Source organism: Pseudomonas sp. NPDC078416 (assembly GCF_050268485.1).
GTDB lineage: Bacteria > Pseudomonadota > Gammaproteobacteria > Pseudomonadales > Pseudomonadaceae > Aquipseudomonas.
In genome coordinates, this window is the sequence record NZ_JBNNGV010000021.1 from 35,055 (window position 1) to 55,322 (window position 20,268).

A 20,268-nucleotide genomic window follows, 5' to 3' on the forward strand; every position below is an offset into this window, starting at 1 on the left:
CTTCAAGAGGCTTTGACGACGATGGCCGTGATGTTGTCGGGGGCGCCCCGGGTCAGTCCCAGATGCACCAGGCTGCGAACCACCTGATAGGGGTCGGTGTGGCCTAGTACATCGCGAATTTCGTGGTCTTCGGCGGTCTTGTTCAGGCCGTCACTGCACAGCAAAAAGGTGTCGCCCGGCAAGATATCCAGATGTGTGATCGCCAGATCCAGCGCATCGTCGACACCGATAGCGCGCGTAACGATGTTGGCACGCGGGTGTACACGGGCTTCGGCTTCGCTAAGCAACCCGCTGTCCTGTAAGCCCTGGACGTAACTGTGGTCGCGGGAAATACCCTGCAACTGACCGTCACGCAGACGGTAAAGACGGCTATCACCGGCCCACAGGCAAACGCCCTTGCTGCCTTGCACCGCCAGCGCAACGACCGTGCTGCCCATCATGCTCACCGCACGCCGAACGGTTTCTTCGCGCACGGCCGCATTGACCTCGACCAGCGCTGCGCGCAGCGCCAGGGTGTACGTCGCTAACGTGTCCGAGGGTGATGCACGACGCAAGCTGTCGACGATCAGGCTGGCAACGTAATCCCCCGCTGCGTGCCCGCCCATACCGTCCGCGACCGCCCACAGGCCATTTTCAGGCAGCTCCAGAAACGCGTCTTCGTTGATCTGCCGCACCATGCCCACATGGCTGTAGCTGGCGCTGCGGTATTGAATGTGTTGAGCGAATGCAGGCATCTAGATCAACGCCCCTTGTCCCAGCAGATAGCTGCCGAATTCCCTGGATTCAGGCAGGCCCTGACAGCGCATGAGTCCTGCCGCGATGTGCTGTGATCCGTTGCCCCACCAAAGGCTGGCCCGCGTGCACGCCAGTTCAGCCAGCACGCGCTGACGGGTTTGCGGGTCGGTGGTGTCGGTCCGCTGCAGACCGGCAAAGTGGCTCACTGGCTCGGCGCTGATCGTCGGCAGGCATCCCAGGGCTGAAAGGCCGTCCTCAAAGGCTGAAAAATCAGCATCAGGCTCCAGGGTCGCCAACATCAATGCTTCGACGTGATCAAACCATTGCTGCGGCGCACTCACCAACGCGGCCAACGACTGGCCTGGCTCGATCACCTGCGCCACGGTGAGCGGAAAATAGCGCCCCACCCGATCAATGCTGGGCATCAACACCCCGGCCAGAGCCTGAGGGCCACAGACACCCGGTGCCACGACAAAACGCCACAGTGGGCTGACCAAATAAGCGTTAAGCCACGCTTGGCCCAATTGCTGCTGGCTGAACTGCAGCCCCGCCGAAAGCCAGGCATCCCAAGGCTGAATGAAATGCTGCGCCAGGCCACGACTGACGAAGTCGCCGCGGCTGGCCAGCTTGCCGTAAAAGCCCGGCGTGGTCATAACCGCTCCGGCAGGCTGAAGCCGCTCAACACTCGGCTCTTGAACGGATTGAAGGCGCTGTTGGCGCGCAGCTCATACGAGATGCTGGCGCTGTCGACCCGCAAACGTAAGTTGAAACGGTCGGGCGAACCGGCTGACACCAGATCCGACTGTTCCAGCAGACGGAACCACGCCCACGGACCGTCCAGCGTGATACCGGAACGACCACTGGCCGCCGGGGGAGAAATCGACAGGCGCACGACGCCGATGCTGCCGGCGTTGGGCCATTGCATCGCGACGGCGCGGCTAGGGCCGTGGTCATAACTGATTTGCTGGCCGTCCAGATCAAGCAAGAACTGGGTGATCGAGGCGTCCATCGCCACCGGTTTGAGTTCGAAGCGCACCGAAGGCTGCACACCACCGGAGCGGAAGAATGCGTCGCGAATCGCCGCAGCACGCTGGAAGGTTTGCAACACTGACGCGTTGATGCCCAGTTTCTGAGCAGCGCCCGGCTGCCAGCGCCAAGCCGATGCCGAGGTGTCCACGTAGTCCTGCAGGTATTTGCGGAAATAGTTATCCATCACCCCGCCCACCCCGAAGAACTGACCAAAGTCATCCAGCGTGGCATCGCGCACACTGCCCGGCGCCAACGGATAGCGACCGCTCAGTGACTGGCGATACACGTTCACCACATCACTGATCCAGGCAGCGTTCAGTTGATTGCGCACCCCGCCCATCATGGTGTTAGTGGTGGAACTGACCACCGATTTGACCAGTCCCTTGACCACCGGCGGCTCACGATCCGCGGTCAGATTGACCCGCGTTGCCGCGGCGCTGGCGGAGTTTTTCGCTTCGCCCAGCAGGGCCTCACCGCTGGCGCCCGCCATGGCGCTGACCTGTACGTAGAGCGCATTCATGTCGGCCAACAGGCCGTCAATCGCGGCTGGCTCACCCTCGCCCTTGCTGACGAACGCATTGAGTTCGGCAAAATGGATGCTGACCGGGTCTTCTGCCACGACAGCGGCCACGGCATTGCTGGCTTGCTCCCGGCCCAGCATCGAACCGAGGCGCTGCTTAAGCTGATCGACGCCACCGTCGACCTTCCTGGCCTGCTCGGCGATGAGCTTCTCGCCTTGTTGCAGGTTGGTTTCGTTGGCCACTGCCACCAGCAGTTTTTTCAGCGGTGAGGTGGGGCCGGAAATCACCCGCAAGACGTCAGAGGCTTGAGCGACACTGGTGATGGGCACAAAGTCGAGGTCTGCAAGCAACGCATCCCACTCGCGCTGGTAATCCTGAAAGTACAAACGGCGCACATCTGCGGCCAGGCTGGCGACGTTCTGTTGATCAGCACGTTCCAGCCCCAGCACCCATTGCTCTTCGGCCAGCGTCCCGGCTTGGCTCAAGCTGGTCGCCAGGAACGCATCGCGATAACCCTTGGCCGTAAAAAAGCCGCTCAGTGGCGCGCTCAACGGCTTGCCGCTCTTGCGGGCGAACACAAGCACGGCATCGCGCCCGGCGGCTTCGCTCACACGGAAGTCGGTGACGCCGTCCGGCAGCTTCTGGCGCTTGACCCGGTCATAAACGCGTTGCGCCACGGGCAGTTGTTGCAACTGACGGCGCAAGTCGTCGATCAGCCGCTGGTCCAGTCGCGCATTGGGTGGATGACGCTCAAACAAGGCCTGCAAATGCTCGCCCAGTGCCTGGCGCTGATCGGGCGGCAGGTCACGCGGCAGGCTTTGGTCCCAGTCCAGAGTGACCCAGGCCTTGATGAAGTCCGGATCGTAATGCTCGCTGTCGGCGAGCATCAGATACGCCTTGAGCCCTTCGTAGAGAAAGTCCGAGCTGCCGCCGCTGTGCAGTTGCTCTTCAAGCCGGGTGACCAGTCTCGGCGCGAAGACCGCAATCAGCAGCTTGCGGTACACGCTGCCGGATTCAGCCTGCAGCATGTCGCCCTGATACAAACCCAATCCCTGCGACATGCCAGGGGCATCGCCTGCCAGGTTGCGCACCGCATTGAGCAGTGGCAACACCGCCAACACATCGCGCTGCGCGGGGCTCAGGCTTTGTACGCTTTGTCCCAGTGGCGCGACCTTCTGATCGACCTGGGCGATATAGGCCTGGTTGGCGCGGTAACTGATCACCCACAGCGTGCTGACCAATACCACCACCGCAACGGTGGCGGCCAATGCAGCTCGGGCCAGCCATTTGCGCCGACGTTCGACCTTGGGGTTTACACCCACCAGCCCACGCTCGGCGAACGCAACCGCCGTGAACAGCTTTTCAATGAAGTAGCTGCGACCGGTGCCGGTCTGTCGCGCCAAGTGCTGACGGTCCAGGCTCATGCTCTGGGCCATGGCTCCGATCAGTCGGTCAATCGGGCTGCCTTCCTGCGTACCGCTGGTGAAATACACCCCGCGCAGCAATGCACGCTCTTCAAACGCGTTGGGTTTGAACACACCGTCGAGGAACGCTTGCAGGGTGTCTTTGAGGGCCCCGAACTGCTGCGGAAAACCGTAGATCAGGTCACGCCGTGCCGGATCACGCTCTTGCTGCAAGCGCTCGACCAGACGCGCGTTCAGGCGCTGCTCAAGCAAGGCGAACTCGTCAAGAAAATGCCCGATCGGCCCCTCTGCGTTTTTGGGATTGTCCAGTGCGAAGGTCATGCCCCACACCTGCGCGCGCTCCTCTTTGCTCAAGGCATCGAAGAACTCCATGAAGCCCGGCACCAGGTCGAGTTTGGTCAGCATCACGTAGATCGGGAAGCGCACGCCCAACTGGCTATACAGCTCCTGAATACGCAGGCGAATGGCTGCCGCGTGAGCCGCACGCTCGGCTTCGCTGCCCAGCAGCAGATCAGACAGACTGATCGCAATGAACGCACCATCGATGGGGCGGCGTGAGCGCTGCTTTTTCAGCAGGTCGAGGAAGCCCAGCCACGCGGCCTTGTCGACCTGTGCGTGACTGTCCTGGGTGGTGTAACGGCCTGCTGTGTCCAACAGCACGGCTTGGTCGGTAAACCACCAGTCGCAGTTGCGCGTACCGCCCACGCCACGAATCGCACCGGCGCCCATCTGCGCTGCCAGCGGAAAATGCATCCCGGAATTAACCAGAGCCGTAGTCTTGCCCGCACCGGGTGGACCAATGATCACGTACCACGGCAGCTCATACAGGTTGCGCCGCTCATCGCCACCCAAGCGTGCGTGCTTGAGCAGCTTTAGCGCCTCATCCATGCGTTGGCGTAGCGTGGCCAGCTCTTCGGCGGTGGCGACGCTGGCAGGGTCCGGCGCCGTTTCAGCGGCCAGGCTTTGCATCACCTGCGCGGCATGGCGACGCGCCTGGATGATGCGAAACACTCGCCAGGCGATCCAGACGGCGAACAGCACAATGATCAGTGTCCAGCGCCGTCCTTCGGACATCAGTACGTCAAGCAGCGGTCCAACAAACCAAATGATCAGGCTGAGGGCAATCAGACCCAGAACAGGCACGACCCAGCGAACGATAAAACCGAGAAACGCCTTCACTCAACCCCCTCCGCCAACACAGTGATTTCAACGCGGCGATTCTTCGCCCGTCCTTCGGCTGTTGCATTGGGCGCCACCGGCGCGGTGTCGCTGCGACCTTCGGCGGAGAAGCGCTCAGGCTGGCCTGTTTTGGCTGCCAGGATTTGCAGCACTTGCTCGGCACGGGCCTGAGACAGCGCCCAGTTGGACGGGAAGCGCAACGTGGCAATAGGCCGATTGTCGCTGTGCCCGGTGACTCGCACCTGGCCTTTGACTTTGCGAATGGCATCAGCAATGCGCAGCATCAGAGGCTGGTAGTCGTCGACAATGGTTGAGCTTGCCGAGGCAAATAATTCGTCGCCGCGGATGGTCACCACCGAACGATCCACCGCATCTTCCACCGCCACGCGATTAGCCTTGATGTCCTCAGCCAAAAAGCCCGCCAGGCGCGGGCGCTCTATGACTTTAGGCTGCACCACGGCCGGGGTGATGGCCTGCACGGGGATCTCGCCCAGTGCATGAATATTTTTGAAGACCGGCTCTGCATCCGACGCAAGCTTGAGGCGCAAGCCGAACAACAGCAGCAGCAACAGGGCCACGCCGATGGCGGCAGCGACCCAGGGCGGCATGAACTGCGACAGGCGATCACGCGCCACGGTCACGCCTCGCCAATGCGGCGATAACTCGCGCTCGATCTCACCGCGCGCCGTACGAATCGCTGCACTGGTGCGCTCGCGCAAGGCATCAAGCTGGCTACGGCCATCCTTCATCACGCGGTAGCGGCCTTCAAAGCCCAGGCACATGCACAGGTACAACAGCTCCAGCAGATACAAACGCTCGCGGGGCGTCTGCAAGCAATGCTCCAGCAACTGAAAGACCTTCTCACCGCCCCAGGCTTCGTTGTGCACGGTGATCAACAGGCTCTGTTTGCCCCACTCACTGGCGCTGCCCCACGGTGTGCTCAGCACGGCTTCATCCAGCGCGGTGCACAACGCATAACGCGCCAGCAGGATGTCGTTGCGCGCCACCTCGGCCGCCTGCGCACGCTCCTCAAACTGGCGCAGGTACGCCAGCAGTTGCGCGCGCAAACTGGCCGGGGCCGGGTGGGCAATGGTGCTGCGCAAGCGCGTGAGCAATGCCAGCAGCGGACCGGCTGCGGCCTCCAGTGGGTTCAGGCCCTGCGACTTGCCAGTTGGCAGAGGGGCCGCCGCTACAGAAAGCGGGGGCGGCGGCTCACTGCGCTCTGCAGGTTGCGGATCGCGGCCACCGGGGCGCGGCATGAACTGCGTGCGGTCGTTGGCCGGCGTGCCAGGGCCAAAAGGGTCATCGTTGGAAGACATCGCGGTTTATCCTCGGATCGCCCAAAAAGCCAGGTTCAGGCCCGGGAATTCACCGGCCACATGGAACGCGAAACCACCCGAATTCATCAGCTCTTTCCAGTGCTCGCTGCCCCGGTCGAGTTCGTAATACGTGGACCCCGCGTGGAACGGAATCTGCCGTGGCGCCACCGGCAGAGGCAGAAGACCAATGCCTGGCAACTGCAAATTGACCATGTCGCGGATGTGCTCCACCGAGCCAACTTTGCTCTGCTGGCCGAAACGCCCGCGCAACGCTTCGCTGGGCATGTCGGCCCGCACCACCAGGATGAAGCTGGCGCTGTCGATCAGGTTACGGTCGGCGAGCATGGCCACATGAATGCCGTAGGCTTTTTCAACGATCGGAATCGGTGTGGCCTTGCTGTCGATCAACATCGACAGTGCCTCACGCAATGCCAGCATCACCGGCGCAAAACTTAGGGCCAGGTCATCATGCTGGTAGCGGACAAAGGCTTGCGGGCGACGCCCTGCATTGGAAAAGGTTGCAAAGTCGCCCGCCAGGCTCACCAGCTCGCTGTATAAGCGCTCAGGGTGCAGCGGTGTCAGTTGGCTCAGGTGATTGATCAACGGCTGCGCGCGATTGACCAGCTGCAGCAGCAAGAAGTCCGCAATTTCCGAAGCGCCACCGGCACCCGATGCGACCACCCGGCCGGCAAGCGCTTCACCGCGCTGATGGAGGAGGCCACACAACTCACCCAGAAAAGCCGCGAGCAACCTGGACGCCGCGACGTCAAGCACGGGCGGGATGTAGGCCTCATCAAGGACCAACGCCCGGTCAGCTCGTTTTTCTTTTACCAGCGCCAGGCCGATCGCTGCATAGTCGCTCAAGCCGTCACGCTCAGTGACCAGACGCAAGGCCCTCGCACCAACCGCTACCGGCGCGCGATTTTCAAACGGCGCATTGTCGTCGCGCACTTCGCGCACCTGGCTGACAAAGCGCGCACCCGCCAGTGCTTCGCCTTCATCAACCGTGTCACGCTGGCCAGCGCGCTTGAGCGGCAACGCCAGATAAACCAGACCATCACGCAGGTTGTCGTCGATGTTCAGGGGGCTGGGCGCCAGGTCATCGTGGGGAATGTTGAACGGGGTACCATCGGGCAACAAGCCGCGCGCCGAGACAATCGCCAACTTGCCCTGTGCCAAAAGTCCCTGGTCCAGCAACAGCTCGGAAAGCCCCCAGGCCCCGGCCGACAGCGGACGGCTGCGCGCATCAATGAGGTTCTCCAGATAGCGGTCATGCTGCTGAAAATGCTGTGTTCCAATGAACATGCCTTCCGACCAGACCACACGATTGTTCCAGGACATGGGTTCTCCGATTGCCTATTGGGCGGGACGAGTTGGGGTGGCGGCCGGAGCGCTGGTCACAGCGCGGGCATCAAGACCGATCTGAAACGCACCGACCTTGCGTGGTGCGACAGTGACAACCGTGCGCCACTGGGCCTGATCGATCTCGCGGTAGCCGACCACCAGTCCGATCTGGCGCGTGGTGCTGTTGAGGTCGCGAGAAAGGGTCAGCTGCTGCCCCGGCTGGACCAGCACTTCGTCCTGATCAATCAGGTCGGCACCCAGCGTTGCCTGGGCACGCTCGGCCAACGCGAAATAATCGGCGCGCAAGAAACTGGCCGTGTTTTTCAATTCAAAGATACGCACGCGCACAGGCGCCGGCTGGCCGTTGGCGCCAGGATTGAGTCCAGCGACGGCGTTGAAGTGCAGCTCGACGGTTGCCGCATCCGCTGCCTTCTCAGGCGCGTCGGCGGACGGTGGCGTCTGCCCGTTTTTGGCGCAACCTGCCAACAACAACGCGATGGACGCTGCCATTACCACTTTTCCAAACATCCTGCGTCCTCATGACGTGCTGACTGTATTTCCGTTTTTTCCGGGTGCCGCTGCGCTTCAGGATCGCCGCTGTCGGGTGCTGTGCTCTTCGTAGGCGCGGCTGAACTCACGTCCGAACAGGTCTTGAAAGTCTTCTTCTGCTTCGCGGGAGATCTGCGCATACAGTTCGGTGAACTGCTGCCAATTCTGCGCGTGACGCGAACCGAACAGGTTCGACAGGGCGCCGGGCTTGCCCATACGCGCCTCAAGCTGGGAGGGTTCGAAACGTTTGAGCAGCGCGTTGATCGCCGCCTCCACACCTGCCATCACCGCCAACTGGTGCGCACGCAGATCATCAAAGCTGTCAGCAATGGCGAGGTCCGGCGACATAAACGCATGATTGCCGTGGCGCAGCAGCAACAGCAGTGCCTCATCAACATTCGGCGCAAACTTGAGCGGGTTGTTTTCCACCGGGCTGATCATGGTCTGCTGCATCCGGAACTCGCCTTTAAGGCTGCTGCGGGCACGCAACACATCGATCAAGCCTTCCACCATCAACCGATAGCTGCGACCGATCGACTCCATCTGGGCCTGGGCTTGCGCCGGGTCGATGCGCAACTGGTCGAGCCCTGCCCCGCGCAAAAAAGCGCGAAGAAGGTCTGCACCACCGCCGATCGCGGGCGGCACCAAGGGCTCAACGCGCTCGACAGCAGGCAACTGCACCGGATCTGGTTCAACGGTGAACACCGGGGGCACGTCAACAGGCACGACCGGCACCACAGGCGCAACGGCCAACGGCGGTAGCTGCGGCTTCGGCTGCGGCTGCGGCTGCGCGGCGACGTCGGACAATAAGTCCCAATCCTCAGGGATGACACTCGACGCCGACGCGGGCGTGATAAGGGGCGCACTAGGTGCCTGAGGGATAGGGGGGCGAAAATCATGACGCTCGACCGGGACGTGATCCGATTGGGTCGCAGGTGGAACACTGGCCGGGGTCAGAAAATCGAACAGATCGGGAAACGTGTCCTGCGCAGCACCGCCTTTAAAGTGGGCCGCAGCAGGGGGGGCGTTGCTGATGGGGGCTGGGCTGTTCTGGCGCCCCATCAGCGCGTCAAAGCTGCTGGAGGCCTCAAGGCCGAAGGGGTTGGAGTCGGCCAGCGTCAAATCAGCATCAATACGCGCGCCAATTTCGTAGTCGCCGATACGGATAACTTCGCCGTCTTCAAGCCATTCGCTATTGCCGCGACGCAGTCGAATACCGGCCTTGACCAACTCGACACCATTAGTGCTGTGGTCGGTCAAATAGTACCGACCGTCTTTGAACTGAATAACGCAATGTTTGGCAGACACCAAGCGCTCAGGGTCAGGCAGTACCCAGTCGTTTTCCAGACTACGGCCAATCGAAATGACCCCTTTGTCCATCGACTTCTCGGGGAGTTGTCCGGGGGTTATTTTGTGATAGCTGGTAATAGTCAGACAGAGCAACACTGCGCCTCCTTGCTTACACTTCGGACCACGGTTCGAGGCCCAGCTCCCTAAGACCCAGGACCGAATATTGTGAGAAGACGCTCAATAAAAGTGAAATAAAGACCAGTTTCTGGCTTTTTCGCAATTTTAGACACAGTTGAATGACAGTCGTCCACAGGTCGACCTTGCGTTCATCCATCCTGCGGTCTGTATCACATACGATCCAAAGGTCGTATAGCTTACCTTGACAAAGGGTAAGTTCCACACCAAAAATGACATCCGTTTAAAGACAGATGATGCCTATGTGGCATCACTGGTTTTACAACGCCGCATTTGCTCCCCCCTTGCTCTAATTAAAATTTTTATTGCTCTGATGTGCATGCGACCGATAAGGAGATCGATTTTGGTGGATGTTCCGTTGTTGCTCGCCGCTGTGTCTGCGGACTCTCCCTGTGGCGAGGACCTGGAATACGACGCTGATTTCCTGCAATTGGAACGCGACGCTCAAGGGAAGCCTGAGCGCTCCATGGGCGACGCCGTGCAACAGGCAGAGCCGCCGAACTGGCGACTGATCGAACAGTCCAGCACCACCCTTCTTCAGCGCAGCAAAGACCTTCGCGTCACTCATTTCCTGCTACAGAGCGCTTTGGCCCTGGACGGCTTTGCCGGGCTGGCCAACGTACTGACCCTGATCAATGATCTGCTCGGCCAATACTGGGCCACCCTGCATCCGCAACTCGACGCCCAAGACGATAACGATCCCACCGTGCGCATCAATGCGCTGGCGGGTATCGCTTGCGAAGCCAACGTTCGGTTGCTGCGCGAGAGCCTGCTGGTCCGTTCACGCACCTTCGGTTCGATCAGACTGCGCGCAGCCCTGAATGCCAGTGGTTTGCAGACCTTCAGTGACGAGCACCTCAAACCCGAAGAGCTGGCCGGCGCGCTGCGTGACAGTGACCCCGAGCAACTGAGCGCCCTTCGCGCAGCGTTGCAGGAAGCTCACGACGCTGCAGATGCCATCGAACAGTACGTCTCGCAACAAGTGGGCTCGGCACAAGGCGTGGATCTTTCCCCCCTCAAGCAGCCGCTTAAACAGGCGTTGCATATTCTGAGTGAATACGCACCGGCCTTTGCTGAAGGCCACTCACCTTCCCCAGAGACTATCGACGCTCAGCCTGAGGCCCAAACGGCAGCAGCCCCCGTCGCTGCGCGGGGCAATGCAGAGATCGGTAACCGCGACGATGTCGTGCGCAGCCTTGATCGCATCCTTGCCTACTACGCACGTCATGAGCCTTCAAGCCCCTTGCCGATGTTGCTTGGCCGCGCCAAACAGCTGGTCAACGCTGACTTTGAAGCGATCGTGCGCAACCTGATTCCCGACGGTATGTCCCAGTTCGAAAACCTGCGAGGGCCCGACGCCGAGTAACGCTGCTCGCCTGCATCGCGAGCCCGCCCCGGCCAGGACCCCGCAACCCCGTTACCGGCCAATACCGATGACGCCAATTACGTCGCAGCAGCGACCAGGAGGAGCAACGTGGCGAACACCAGTTCTCAGAAATTCATTGCGCGCAACCGCGCACCGCGGGTTCAGATCGAATACGACGTTGAGCTGTACGGCGCAGAGAAAAAGGTCCAGCTGCCTTTCGTGATGGGTGTCATGGCGGATCTTGCCGGCAAGCCTGCCGAGCCTTTGGCCGCTGTAGCGGACCGTAAGTTTCTGGAAATCGACGTCGACAATTTCGACTCACGCCTCAAGGCGATGCAACCGCGAGTCGCGTTTCACGTGCCCAACGAGCTGACCGGCGAAGGCAATCTGAGCCTGGACATCACCTTCGAAAGCATGGACGACTTTAGCCCTGCCGCCGTGGCGCGCAAGGTCGACTCGCTCAGGCAGTTGCTCGAAGCGCGCACTCAGTTGGCCAACTTGCTGACCTACATGGATGGCAAGACCGGCGCAGAAGAAATCATCATGAAAGCGATCAAGGATCCGGCCCTGCTCAAGGCGTTGGCCAGTGCGCCAAAACCCCAGGACTCCGAGCCGAAAGCCTAATCAGGACGAACGATCATGACCGAATCACTGCGTGATAATCAGGCCCAGTCAGGCCGTACCGAAGAAGCCAACGAGTTCGCCTCGCTGCTGCTGCAAGAGTTTAAACCCAAGACCGACCGTGCGCGCGAAGCCGTCGAGACGGCTGTTCGCACTTTGGCTGAGCAGGCCTTGGCACAGACCGATCTGGTCTCCGACGACGCCATCACCTCGATCGAAGCGATCATCGCCGCCATCGACGCCAAGCTCACCGCTCAGGTCAATCAGGTCATTCACCACCCCGAATTCCAGCAGTTGGAAAGCGCTTGGCGTGGCTTGCACTACCTGGTCAACAACACTGAAAGCGATGAGCAGCTGAAAATCCGCGTGCTGAACATCGCCAAGCCGGAGCTGCACAAGACCCTGAAGAAATTCAAGGGCACGGCGTGGGATCAAAGCCCGCTGTTCAAAAAGATGTACGAGGAAGAGTACGGACAGTTTGGTGGCGAACCTTACGGCTGTCTGGTAGGCGACTACTACTTCGACCAGTCGCCACAGGACGTGGAACTGCTGGGCGAGCTGTCCAAGACGTGCGCAGCCATGCACGCGCCGTTCATTGCTGCGGCCTCGCCGACCGTGATGGGCATGAGCTCGTGGCAGGAGCTGTCCAATCCGCGTGACCTCACCAAGATTTTCACGACGCCTGAATACGCAGGCTGGCGCTCGCTGCGTGAGTCCGAGGATTCGCGTTACATCGGCCTGACCATGCCGCGCTTCCTGGCCCGTCTGCCTTATGGCGCCAAGACCGATCCGGTTGAGGCCTTCGCCTTCGAAGAAGACACCGACGGCGCCGACAGCGCCAAGTACACCTGGGCCAACGCAGCCTATGCGATGGCCGTCAACATCAACCGCTCGTTCAAACACTATGGCTGGTGCTCGCGGATTCGTGGCGTGGAGTCCGGCGGCGAAGTTGAGAACCTGCCCGCGCACAGTTTCCCGACCGACGACGGCGGCGTGGACATGAAGTGCCCGACCGAAATCGCGATCTCGGATCGTCGCGAAGCGGAACTGGCCAAAAACGGTTTCATGCCGCTGCTGCACAAGAAGAACACAGACTTTGCCGCATTCATCGGTGCTCAGTCGTTGCAGAAGCCGGCCGAATACGACGACCCGGACGCCACCGCCAACGCCAATCTGGCCGCTCGCCTGCCGTACCTGTTCGCCACCTGCCGCTTCGCTCACTACCTCAAGTGCATCGTGCGGGACAAAGTCGGCTCGTTCAAAGGCCGCGATGAAATGCAGCGCTGGCTGCAAGACTGGATTCTGAACTACGTCGACGGTGACCCTGCGCACTCCACCGAAACCACCAAAGCCCAGCACCCGCTGGCGTCCGCGGAAGTGGTAGTTGAGGACGTTGAAGGTAACCCGGGTTATTACACGTCGAAGTTTTACCTGAAGCCGCACTATCAGCTTGAAGGCCTGACGGTGTCGTTGCGTTTGGTCTCCAAGCTGCCGTCCGCTAAAGGCGCCTGATCACCTTTTCATCGTGGGCACTGACTGGCTCGCGCTCATAAAGATCCACTTTGCTCAACGGGCTGATCTCGACGACGAGGCAGCCCGGCACCCCAAACAGTGGCAGCCGCCACTTCAGGAGAAAACATGGCTGTTGATATCTTCATCAAGATCGGCGACATCAAGGGCGAGTCCATGGACAAAGCCCACAAGGAAGAAATCGATGTGTTGAACTGGAGCTGGGGCATGTCCCAGTCCGGCAACATGCACGTCGGCGGTGGCGGTGGTGCTGGCAAGGTCAATATTCAAGACCTGACCATCACCAAGTATGTCGATAAATCCTCGCCAAACCTGATGATGCACTGCGCCAGCGGCAAGCACGTCGACAAGGTCACTTTGGTGGTGCGCAAGGCCGGCGGTGAAAGCCAGGTCGAGTACATGAAAATCGACCTGGAAGAAGTGCTGATCACCTCCCTGCACACCGGCGGCTCAGGCTCGGACGACCGTCTGACCGAGAACGTGACCCTGAACTTCGCTCAGGTCATGGTCGAGTACCAAGAGCAGAAAGCTGACGGTTCCAAACAAGGCGGCCCGATCAAGTTTGGCTGGAACATCCGTTCGAACACCAAACGCTGATATGACGCACGCGCCCTGCCAGGGATGGCGGGGCAAGGTTCTGGGAACTGCCATGATGAAAAAGAGTGCGTTGTTTGCCTTGGGCATATTCAGCATTGCAGCCTGCGCCGATCCCGCGCCCTCTGACAGCCCAGGCCTTGTTCACGCGAGCTTCGCTGGAAAAAACGTGAGTTTGATTAACGACAACGGGCGTTGTGCTCTGAGCCTTTCCGCCGCGCAATCCATTGCGCTGGATATGATATGGCCCTGCCGATTCAGCGAAGACCGACAGAAAAACGTGCGAGTGGAATCCTACCGCCAAGCGCAAGTGCTGATGGTAGAACGTAGCGAGCACCTACCTCCACCCAGCAAGGACTGTGCGACAGATCTGCAAGCCATTCGTTATTTCAAGGGCAGGGTGGAAGTTGCGCCCGTGAGTCAAATCGCTGCGTGCGGACCCGGCTATTGGGATCAGAAAGCTCTGATCTGGGATTTCGACTGGTGAACGACCTGACCCTGCGCGAGCGCCTGCAACCTTCGCTGCTCGACCGGCTGACGGACGATGAGCCCGGCAACCTTCAGGAAGGCACCGACAAGCGCGTTTTGTCGCTGAGCCAGCTGAAAGCGTCGGTCATGCGTGATCTGACCTGGCTGCTCAACAGCACGTCATTGCTGGACGCTGACACCACACTGAATACGCCCGCGGGCACGTCAGTGATCAATTACGGCCTGCCTGCGCTGGCGGGTAACACCGCGTCGAGCATCGACGTGAGCGTTCTGGAAGGCCTGATCTACCAAGCCATTGCCACTTATGAACCGCGCATTTTGCGCAATACCTTGCGTGTACGAGCACAGACCTTGCCGGATCAAATGAACCACAACGCGCTGAGCTTCGAGATTGAAGGCGATCTGTGGGCCCAGCCTGTGGCCTTGCCCCTGTTACTGCGCACTGATCTGGACCTGGAATCAGGGCATGTTCAGGTCGTGCCTGCCCAGCAACGGAGGCGCACATGAATCCGCGCCTGCTGGAACTCTACAACCAGGAACTGCAACACGTGCGCGAAAGCGCGGCAGAGTTTGCCAAGGAATACCCCAAGATTGCCGGGCGCCTGACGCTGTCAGGTATCGACTGCGCCGACCCTTATGTCGAGCGCCTCCTGGAAGGCTTTGCGTACCTGACCGCCCGCGTGCAGCTCAAGCTGGACGCCGAGTACCCGACCTTCACGCACAACCTGCTGGAAATCGCCTACCCGCACTACCTGGCGCCCACGCCGTCGATGACCGTGGTGCAGATGCAGATCGATCCCGATGAGGGCTCGCTCAACAGCGGCTTCAACTTGCCACGTGGCAGTGTCCTGCGCGCCACACTGGGTCGCGACTCGCAGACGCCATGCGAATACCGCAGTGCCCACAACGTCACCCTGTGGCCGCTGAAAGTCAGCCAGGCTGAATACTTCGGCAACCCCGCAACCGTATTGGGCCGCTTGGCGGCGGCCGAACCCAAGGCCAAGGCCGGGTTGCGCATTGTCCTGCGCAGCGGCGCCGAAACGCCGTTCAACAGCCTGACCCTGGAAAACCTGCCGCTGTACTTGAACGGCGCCGATGAGCAGCCGTTTCGCCTCTACGAGCAGTTACTGGGCAATGCCTGCGCCGTGTATGCCCGCCAGCCCGGTGCCGACTGGGTCGAACGCCTGCCAGGCGAGGCTATTAAGTCGTGCGGTTTCGATGACCGTGAAGCAGCCATGCCTGTCGTGGCGCAGGCGTTTCAAGGCTATCGGTTGCTGCAGGAATATTTCGCACTGCCCCAGCGCTACCTGTTCGTTGATTTCACGCATCTGGGGCGCGCCGTCCAACGCTGCACGGGCCAGGAGCTGGAGTTGATCGTGCTGTTTGATCGCCTCGATCAAAGTCTGGAAGGCAGCGTTGGCCCGCAGCAATTTGTGCCGTTCTGCACGCCTGCAATCAACCTGTTTTCACGCCGAGTCGACCGGATTCACTTGTCAGACCGGGTCAGCGAGCACCATGTGATTGCCGACCGCACCAGGCCGATGGATTTCGAGATTCATTCGTTGACCAGTATCACCGGCCACGGCACGGGACCCGAGCAACCGTTTCTGCCGTTTTACGCGGTGCGTGACCCGTCACGCTATGGCCGCAACCAGGCCTATTACACCCTGCGCCGCGAGCCGCGCGTGTTGTCCAGCGAGCAGCGGCGCAATGGGACGCGCTCCAACTACGTCGGCAGTGAAACATTTGTGAGCCTGGTGGACCCCCAGCAAGCGCCGTATCGCCATGACCTGCGCCAGCTCGGCGTGACAGCCTTGTGCACCAACCGCGACCTGCCGCTGTTCATGAACGTGGGCGGTGGCATGACCGACTTCACGCTGGCCGACAGCGCCCCGGTGACGTCGATTCGCTGCCTGGCCGGACCCAGTCGTCCGCGTGCCAGCCATGCCCACGACCAGAAAGCCTGGCGCCTGATCAGTCAGTTGTCGCTTAACTACCTGTCGCTCAGTGAAGAAGGCCAAGGCGCAGCAGCCCTGCGCGAACTGCTGCGGCTGTACGGCGACAGCAACGACAGCGCCCTGCAATTACAGATAGAAGGCCTGCGCGAGGTACGCAGCAAAGCCTGCACACGCCGTCTGCCGATGCCTGGGCCGATTGTGTTCGGGCGTGGTCTTGAGATCACGCTGGAGTTCGACGAGAACGCCTTCCGCGGCACCGGCGTGTTTGTCCTAGGCGCCGTTTTTGAGCGCTTTCTGGCGCGCTATGTGTCCATCAACAGCTTTACCGAGACCGTGATTCGTACCAGCGAACGCGGCGAGATCATGCGATGGAAAGCCAATCCCGGCCGTCGTCCGACCCTGTGAGTACGCTCACGGACATGCACGATGCGCCGTGGAAGTACGACTTCTTCCAGGCAATGCGGCGGATCGAGTGTGAGTCACCGCACCTGCCACGCTTTGGCCATTCTGTGCGACTGGCCGATGACCCTTTGCGGCTGGGACAGCAGCCCGAGTGTGCGTTTGCACCCTCGACACTGGCGGCGCTGACGCCTGCCGAAGACGGCAAGGCCGCGCGCCTGGAGCAGTTTTTCTTTGGCCTTGGTGGGCCAAACGGTCCGCTGCCGCTGCACCTGACCGAGTATGTGCGCGATCGTCAGCGCAATAACGCTGACAGCACCAGCAAACGTTTTCTGGACGTGTTCCATCACCGCTTGCTGAGTTTGTTTTACCGAGCGTGGGCCGAAGCCAGGCCAACCGTTAGCCACGACCGGCCAGACGACGATTACTGGTTGGCGCGACTGGCGGCGCTCAGTGGTCGCGGCATGCCGAGCCTGCTGCGCAAAGGGCTTATCCCTGATACGGCCAAGCTGCACTTCAGCGGGCATCTGGCGGCTCAGACTCGCTACCCCGACGGCTTGAAAGCCATTCTTGAGTCGTACTTTGGTCTACCGGTGGAGATCGAGGAGTATGTGGGCCAATGGCTGGAGCTGCCCGAACGCAGCCGCGTCTCCGTCAGCGCCAATCAGTTGGGTGTCGATTTTTGTCTGGGCAGCCACGTGTGGGACCGCCAACACAAATTCCGTATCCGCGTCGGTCCGCTCAAGCTCGATCAATACATGGGCATGTTGCCCGATGGCGAACCGTTTAAACACTTGGTCGCCTGGGTTGCGGAATACCTGGGGCATGAACTGGACTGGGACCTGAACCTCATTCTTGAACAACCCCAAGTGCCCAAATTGCAACTCAACGGCCAGTTTCGCCTGGGTTTCAACACGTGGCTGGGCCAGCCAGCACGAGACCCACGGGACCTGATTCTGGCCCGCCATTACGCCGACCTGACGCGCTGCGCGCAGCCGCTGTCGGCCCACTCTTCAGACTCTTACGCAGGAAGCACAGCACATGGGTGAAATCAGTCGGGCAGCGCTTTTTGGCAAACTGAACAGCGTCGGCTACAAGGCCATCGAAGCCGCAACCGTGTTCTGCAAGCTGCGGGGCAACCCGTATGTAGAGCTGGCGCACTGGTTTCATCAGTTGCTGCAATTGCAGGACTCGGACCTGCACCGGATCATCCGTCAGTTCAACGTCGAGCCCGCGCGCCTGGCCCGCGACCTGACTGAAGCGCTGGACCGACTCCCGCGTGGCTCGACGTCGATCACCGACTTGTCTTCGCATGTCGAAGAGGCCGTCGAACGCGGCTGGGTGTATGGCAGCCTGATGTTCGGCGAAAGCCAAGTGCGCACGGGCTACCTGCTGCTGGGCATTCTCAAAACCCCGAGCCTGCGCAATGCGCTGCTGGCCTTGTCGGCCGAGTTCGGCAAGCTCAAGGCCGAGACCTTGAGCGAGCGCTTTGACGAGTACGTCGGTGACTCCCCGGAAAACGCCCTGAGTGCAAACGATGGTTTTATGGCAGGTGCAACACCGGGCGAAGCCAGTGGTGCCATCGCCCCTAGCGCCATGGGCAAGCAGGAAGCGCTCAAACGCTTCACCGTCGACATGACCGAGCAGGCCCGCAGCGGCAAGCTTGACCCGATCGTTGGCCGCGACGATGAGATTCGGCAGATGGTCGACATCCTCATGCGCCGTCGGCAGAACAACCCGATTCTCACCGGTGAAGCGGGCGTAGGTAAAACAGCGGTGGTCGAAGGGTTCGCGCTGCGCATCGTGGCCGGTGACGTGCCGCCCGCACTCAAGGACGTTGAGCTGCGCAGCCTGGATGTCGGCCTGCTGCAGGCCGGCGCGAGCATGAAAGGTGAATTCGAACAGCGCCTGCGTCAGGTCATTGAAGACGTTCAGGCCTCGCCCAAGCCGATCATCCTGTTCATCGACGAAGCCCACACGCTGGTGGGTGCTGGCGGCGCGGCAGGCACCGGCGACGCCGCCAACCTGCTCAAGCCTGCGCTGGCTCGCGGCACCCTGCGCACCGTGGCCGCTACCACCTGGGCTGAGTACAAGAAACACATCGAGAAAGACCCGGCCCTGACCCGCCGCTTCCAGGTGGTGCAAGTCGCAGAACCTTCTGAAGACAAAGCATTGCTGATGATGCGCGGCGTGGCCTCGACCATGGAGCAGCATCACAAGGTGCAGATTCTGGACGAAGCGCTGCAGGCGTCGGTCAAGCTGTCCCATCGCTACATTCCTGCGCGGCAGTTGCCGGATAAATCCGTCAGCCTGCTCGATACCGCCTGCGCACGGGTTGCCGTGAGCTTGCATGCCGTGCCTGCGCAGGTCGATGACAGCCGTCGGCGCATTGAAGCGCTGGAAACCGAGTTGCAAATCATTGCTCGTGAACACGCCATTGGCATCGCCACCGGGACACGACGCAGCCACAGCGAAACGTTGCTGAACACTGAGCGCGAGCGCCTTGCCGAACTGGAAGGCCGCTGGAGCGAAGAGAAAACGCTGGTAGACGAACTCCTCGCCACCCGCGCCGAACTGCGAGAAGGCGCTGGTGTGGTGGACAGTGATACCGGTTCTGAACAGGGCGATGCCTTGCGTGAAAAACTGGTTGACCTGCAAACACGCCTCAGTGCCCTGCAAGGCGAAAGCCCGCTCATATTGCCAACCGTGGACTACCAGGCCGTCGCCTCGGTGGTTGCCGACTGGACCGGGATCCCCGTTGGGCGCATGGCGCGCAATGAACTGGAAACCGTGCTCAAGCTCGACCAGCACCTGAGCAAACGCATCATCGGTCAGGACCACGCGCTGCAAATGATCGCCAAGCGCATCCAGACCTCGCGCGCAGGCCTGGACAACCCAAGCAAACCGATCGGCGTGTTCATGCTGGCCGGTACCTCGGGTGTCGGCAAGACCGAAACCGCGCTGGCGCTCGCCGAAGCCATGTACGGCGGTGAGCAGAACGTCATCACCATCAACATGAGCGAGTTCCAGGAAGCGCACACCGTTTCCACCCTCAAGGGTGCACCGCCCGGCTATGTCGGCTATGGCGAAGGTGGCGTGCTGACCGAAGCAGTAAGGCGCAAACCCTATAGCGTGGTGCTGCTGGACGAGGTGGAAAAAGCGCACCCGGACGTGCACGAGATGTTCTTCCAGGTCTTCGACAAAGGCGTAATGGAAGACGGCGAAGGCCGCGTGATCGACTTCAAGAACACCTTGATTCTGCTCACGACCAACGCGGGCACAGAGCTGATTTCACGCCTGTGCAAAGATCCACTCAACGTGCCGAACCCGGACGACATCGCCACCGCACTGCGCAAGCCTCTGCTGGAGATTTTCCCGCCGGCGCTGCTCGGACGCTTGGTGACCATCCCGTATTACCCGCTCAGCGACACCATGCTCAAGGCCATCACCCGCCTGCAACTGGAGCGCATCAAGAAGCGCGTGGAAAGCACGCACAATGTGGCCTTTGAGTACGACGACGCTGTGGTCGATTTGATCGTTTCTCGCTGCACCGAAACCGAAAGCGGCGGGCGGATGATCGACACCATTGTGACCAACACCCTGCTGCCGGACATGAGCCGTGAGTTCCTCACGCGCATGCTCGACGGCAAGCCAATGGCGGCGGTACGAATCGGTGTTCGCGATCAGCAACTGGGTTATCAGTTCAGCGATGTCGGTTGAGCGTTA

Annotated in this window: 16 protein-coding genes; 9 read left to right on the forward strand and 7 right to left on the reverse strand. The window is 60.9% G+C overall.

Features of this window, described 5'->3' with window-relative positions:
- Positions 1–2: 2 nt before the first annotated feature.
- Genes ACQKEN_RS17940 through tagH form a run of 7 tightly spaced genes read right to left on the reverse strand, consistent with a single transcriptional unit; the run spans position 3 to position 9,546 of the window.
- A complete protein-coding gene (locus ACQKEN_RS17940) occupies positions 3–734 on the reverse strand; it encodes a PP2C family protein-serine/threonine phosphatase (protein ID WP_205485943.1) in 732 nt (243 codons plus the stop codon).
- Positions 735–1,388: a type VI secretion system-associated protein TagF gene (tagF, locus tag ACQKEN_RS17945; protein WP_427687528.1), complete on the reverse strand. Its 654-nt coding sequence runs from the start codon at positions 1,386–1,388 to the stop codon at positions 735–737.
- Positions 1,385–4,888, reverse strand: coding sequence for a type VI secretion system membrane subunit TssM (gene tssM, locus ACQKEN_RS17950; RefSeq protein ID WP_427687530.1), 3,504 nt, complete (start codon positions 4,886–4,888; stop codon positions 1,385–1,387). The genes tagF and tssM overlap by 4 nt, the downstream gene beginning before the upstream one ends.
- Positions 4,885–6,207, reverse strand: a complete 1,323-nt coding sequence (locus tag ACQKEN_RS17955; protein WP_427687532.1) for a DotU family type VI secretion system protein — start codon at positions 6,205–6,207, stop codon at positions 4,885–4,887. The genes tssM and ACQKEN_RS17955 overlap by 4 nt, the downstream gene beginning before the upstream one ends.
- 6 nt (positions 6,208–6,213) lie before the next feature.
- Positions 6,214–7,548, reverse strand: a complete 1,335-nt coding sequence (tssK, locus tag ACQKEN_RS17960) for a type VI secretion system baseplate subunit TssK (RefSeq protein WP_427687534.1) — start codon at positions 7,546–7,548, stop codon at positions 6,214–6,216.
- 15 nt (positions 7,549–7,563) lie between these two features.
- Positions 7,564–8,079 carry a type VI secretion system lipoprotein TssJ gene (gene tssJ / locus ACQKEN_RS17965; protein WP_205485935.1) on the reverse strand — a complete coding sequence of 172 codons (516 nt, stop codon included), beginning with the start codon at positions 8,077–8,079 and terminating at the stop codon, positions 7,564–7,566.
- 57 nt (positions 8,080–8,136) lie between these two features.
- The gene (gene tagH / locus ACQKEN_RS17970; protein WP_427687536.1) at positions 8,137–9,546 is read right to left on the reverse strand and encodes a type VI secretion system-associated FHA domain protein TagH; all 1,410 of its coding nucleotides are present in this window, start codon (positions 9,544–9,546) and stop codon (positions 8,137–8,139) included.
- A gap of 385 nt (positions 9,547–9,931) precedes the next feature.
- On the opposite strand from tagH, the gene tssA reads away from it, so the two are divergent.
- The 9 genes from tssA (at position 9,932) to tssH (ending at position 20,262) form a co-directional block, all read left to right on the forward strand.
- Positions 9,932–10,951: a type VI secretion system protein TssA gene (tssA, locus tag ACQKEN_RS17975; RefSeq protein ID WP_427687538.1), complete on the forward strand. Its 1,020-nt coding sequence runs from the start codon at positions 9,932–9,934 to the stop codon at positions 10,949–10,951.
- Between the two features lie 108 nt (positions 10,952–11,059).
- Entirely contained in the window at positions 11,060–11,575 is a 516-nt protein-coding gene (gene tssB, locus ACQKEN_RS17980; RefSeq protein WP_205485926.1) for a type VI secretion system contractile sheath small subunit, read from the forward strand.
- Positions 11,576–11,590: 15 nt separating this feature from the next.
- Positions 11,591–13,084, forward strand: coding sequence for a type VI secretion system contractile sheath large subunit (gene tssC / locus ACQKEN_RS17985; RefSeq protein ID WP_205485909.1), 1,494 nt, complete (start codon positions 11,591–11,593; stop codon positions 13,082–13,084).
- 126 nt (positions 13,085–13,210) lie between these two features.
- On the forward strand, positions 13,211–13,699 hold the full coding sequence (locus ACQKEN_RS17990) for an Hcp family type VI secretion system effector (RefSeq protein ID WP_205485900.1): 489 nt from the start codon (positions 13,211–13,213) through the stop codon (positions 13,697–13,699).
- Positions 13,700–13,751: 52 nt separating this feature from the next.
- Positions 13,752–14,183 carry a hypothetical protein gene (locus ACQKEN_RS17995; protein ID WP_240356820.1) on the forward strand — a complete coding sequence of 144 codons (432 nt, stop codon included), beginning with the start codon at positions 13,752–13,754 and terminating at the stop codon, positions 14,181–14,183.
- Positions 14,180–14,692, forward strand: coding sequence for a type VI secretion system baseplate subunit TssE (tssE, locus tag ACQKEN_RS18000; protein WP_427687542.1), 513 nt, complete (start codon positions 14,180–14,182; stop codon positions 14,690–14,692). The genes ACQKEN_RS17995 and tssE overlap by 4 nt, the downstream gene beginning before the upstream one ends.
- A complete protein-coding gene (gene tssF, locus ACQKEN_RS18005) occupies positions 14,689–16,548 on the forward strand; it encodes a type VI secretion system baseplate subunit TssF (RefSeq protein ID WP_427687544.1) in 1,860 nt (619 codons plus the stop codon). The genes tssE and tssF overlap by 4 nt, the downstream gene beginning before the upstream one ends.
- On the forward strand, positions 16,512–17,591 hold the full coding sequence (gene tssG, locus ACQKEN_RS18010; RefSeq protein WP_427687545.1) for a type VI secretion system baseplate subunit TssG: 1,080 nt from the start codon (positions 16,512–16,514) through the stop codon (positions 17,589–17,591). Before tssF ends, tssG begins: the two co-directional genes overlap by 37 nt.
- On the forward strand, positions 17,584–20,262 hold the full coding sequence (gene tssH, locus ACQKEN_RS18015; RefSeq protein WP_427687547.1) for a type VI secretion system ATPase TssH: 2,679 nt from the start codon (positions 17,584–17,586) through the stop codon (positions 20,260–20,262). The genes tssG and tssH overlap by 8 nt, the downstream gene beginning before the upstream one ends.
- The last annotated feature ends 6 nt before the right edge of the window (positions 20,263–20,268 follow it).

What these genes read in the sequence shown, in the direction of transcription:
- ACQKEN_RS17940 (WP_205485943.1), bottom strand. Translation starts at nt 734, where the DNA reads ATGCCTGCATTCGCTCAACACATTCAATACCGCAGCGCCAGCTACAGC.
- tagF (WP_427687528.1), bottom strand. Translation starts at nt 1,388, where the DNA reads ATGACCACGCCGGGCTTTTACGGCAAGCTGGCCAGCCGCGGCGACTTC.
- ACQKEN_RS17955 (WP_427687532.1), bottom strand. Translation starts at nt 6,207, where the DNA reads ATGTCTTCCAACGATGACCCTTTTGGCCCTGGCACGCCGGCCAACGAC.
- tssK (WP_427687534.1), bottom strand. Translation starts at nt 7,548, where the DNA reads ATGTCCTGGAACAATCGTGTGGTCTGGTCGGAAGGCATGTTCATTGGA.
- tssJ (WP_205485935.1), bottom strand. Translation starts at nt 8,079, where the DNA reads ATGTTTGGAAAAGTGGTAATGGCAGCGTCCATCGCGTTGTTGTTGGCA.
- tssC (WP_205485909.1), top strand. Translation starts at nt 11,591, where the DNA reads ATGACCGAATCACTGCGTGATAATCAGGCCCAGTCAGGCCGTACCGAA.
- ACQKEN_RS17990 (WP_205485900.1), top strand. Translation starts at nt 13,211, where the DNA reads ATGGCTGTTGATATCTTCATCAAGATCGGCGACATCAAGGGCGAGTCC.
- ACQKEN_RS17995 (WP_240356820.1), top strand. Translation starts at nt 13,752, where the DNA reads ATGATGAAAAAGAGTGCGTTGTTTGCCTTGGGCATATTCAGCATTGCA.
- tssF (WP_427687544.1), top strand. Translation starts at nt 14,689, where the DNA reads ATGAATCCGCGCCTGCTGGAACTCTACAACCAGGAACTGCAACACGTG.
- tssG (WP_427687545.1), top strand. Translation starts at nt 16,512, where the DNA reads ATGGAAAGCCAATCCCGGCCGTCGTCCGACCCTGTGAGTACGCTCACG.
- tssH (WP_427687547.1), top strand. Translation starts at nt 17,584, where the DNA reads ATGGGTGAAATCAGTCGGGCAGCGCTTTTTGGCAAACTGAACAGCGTC.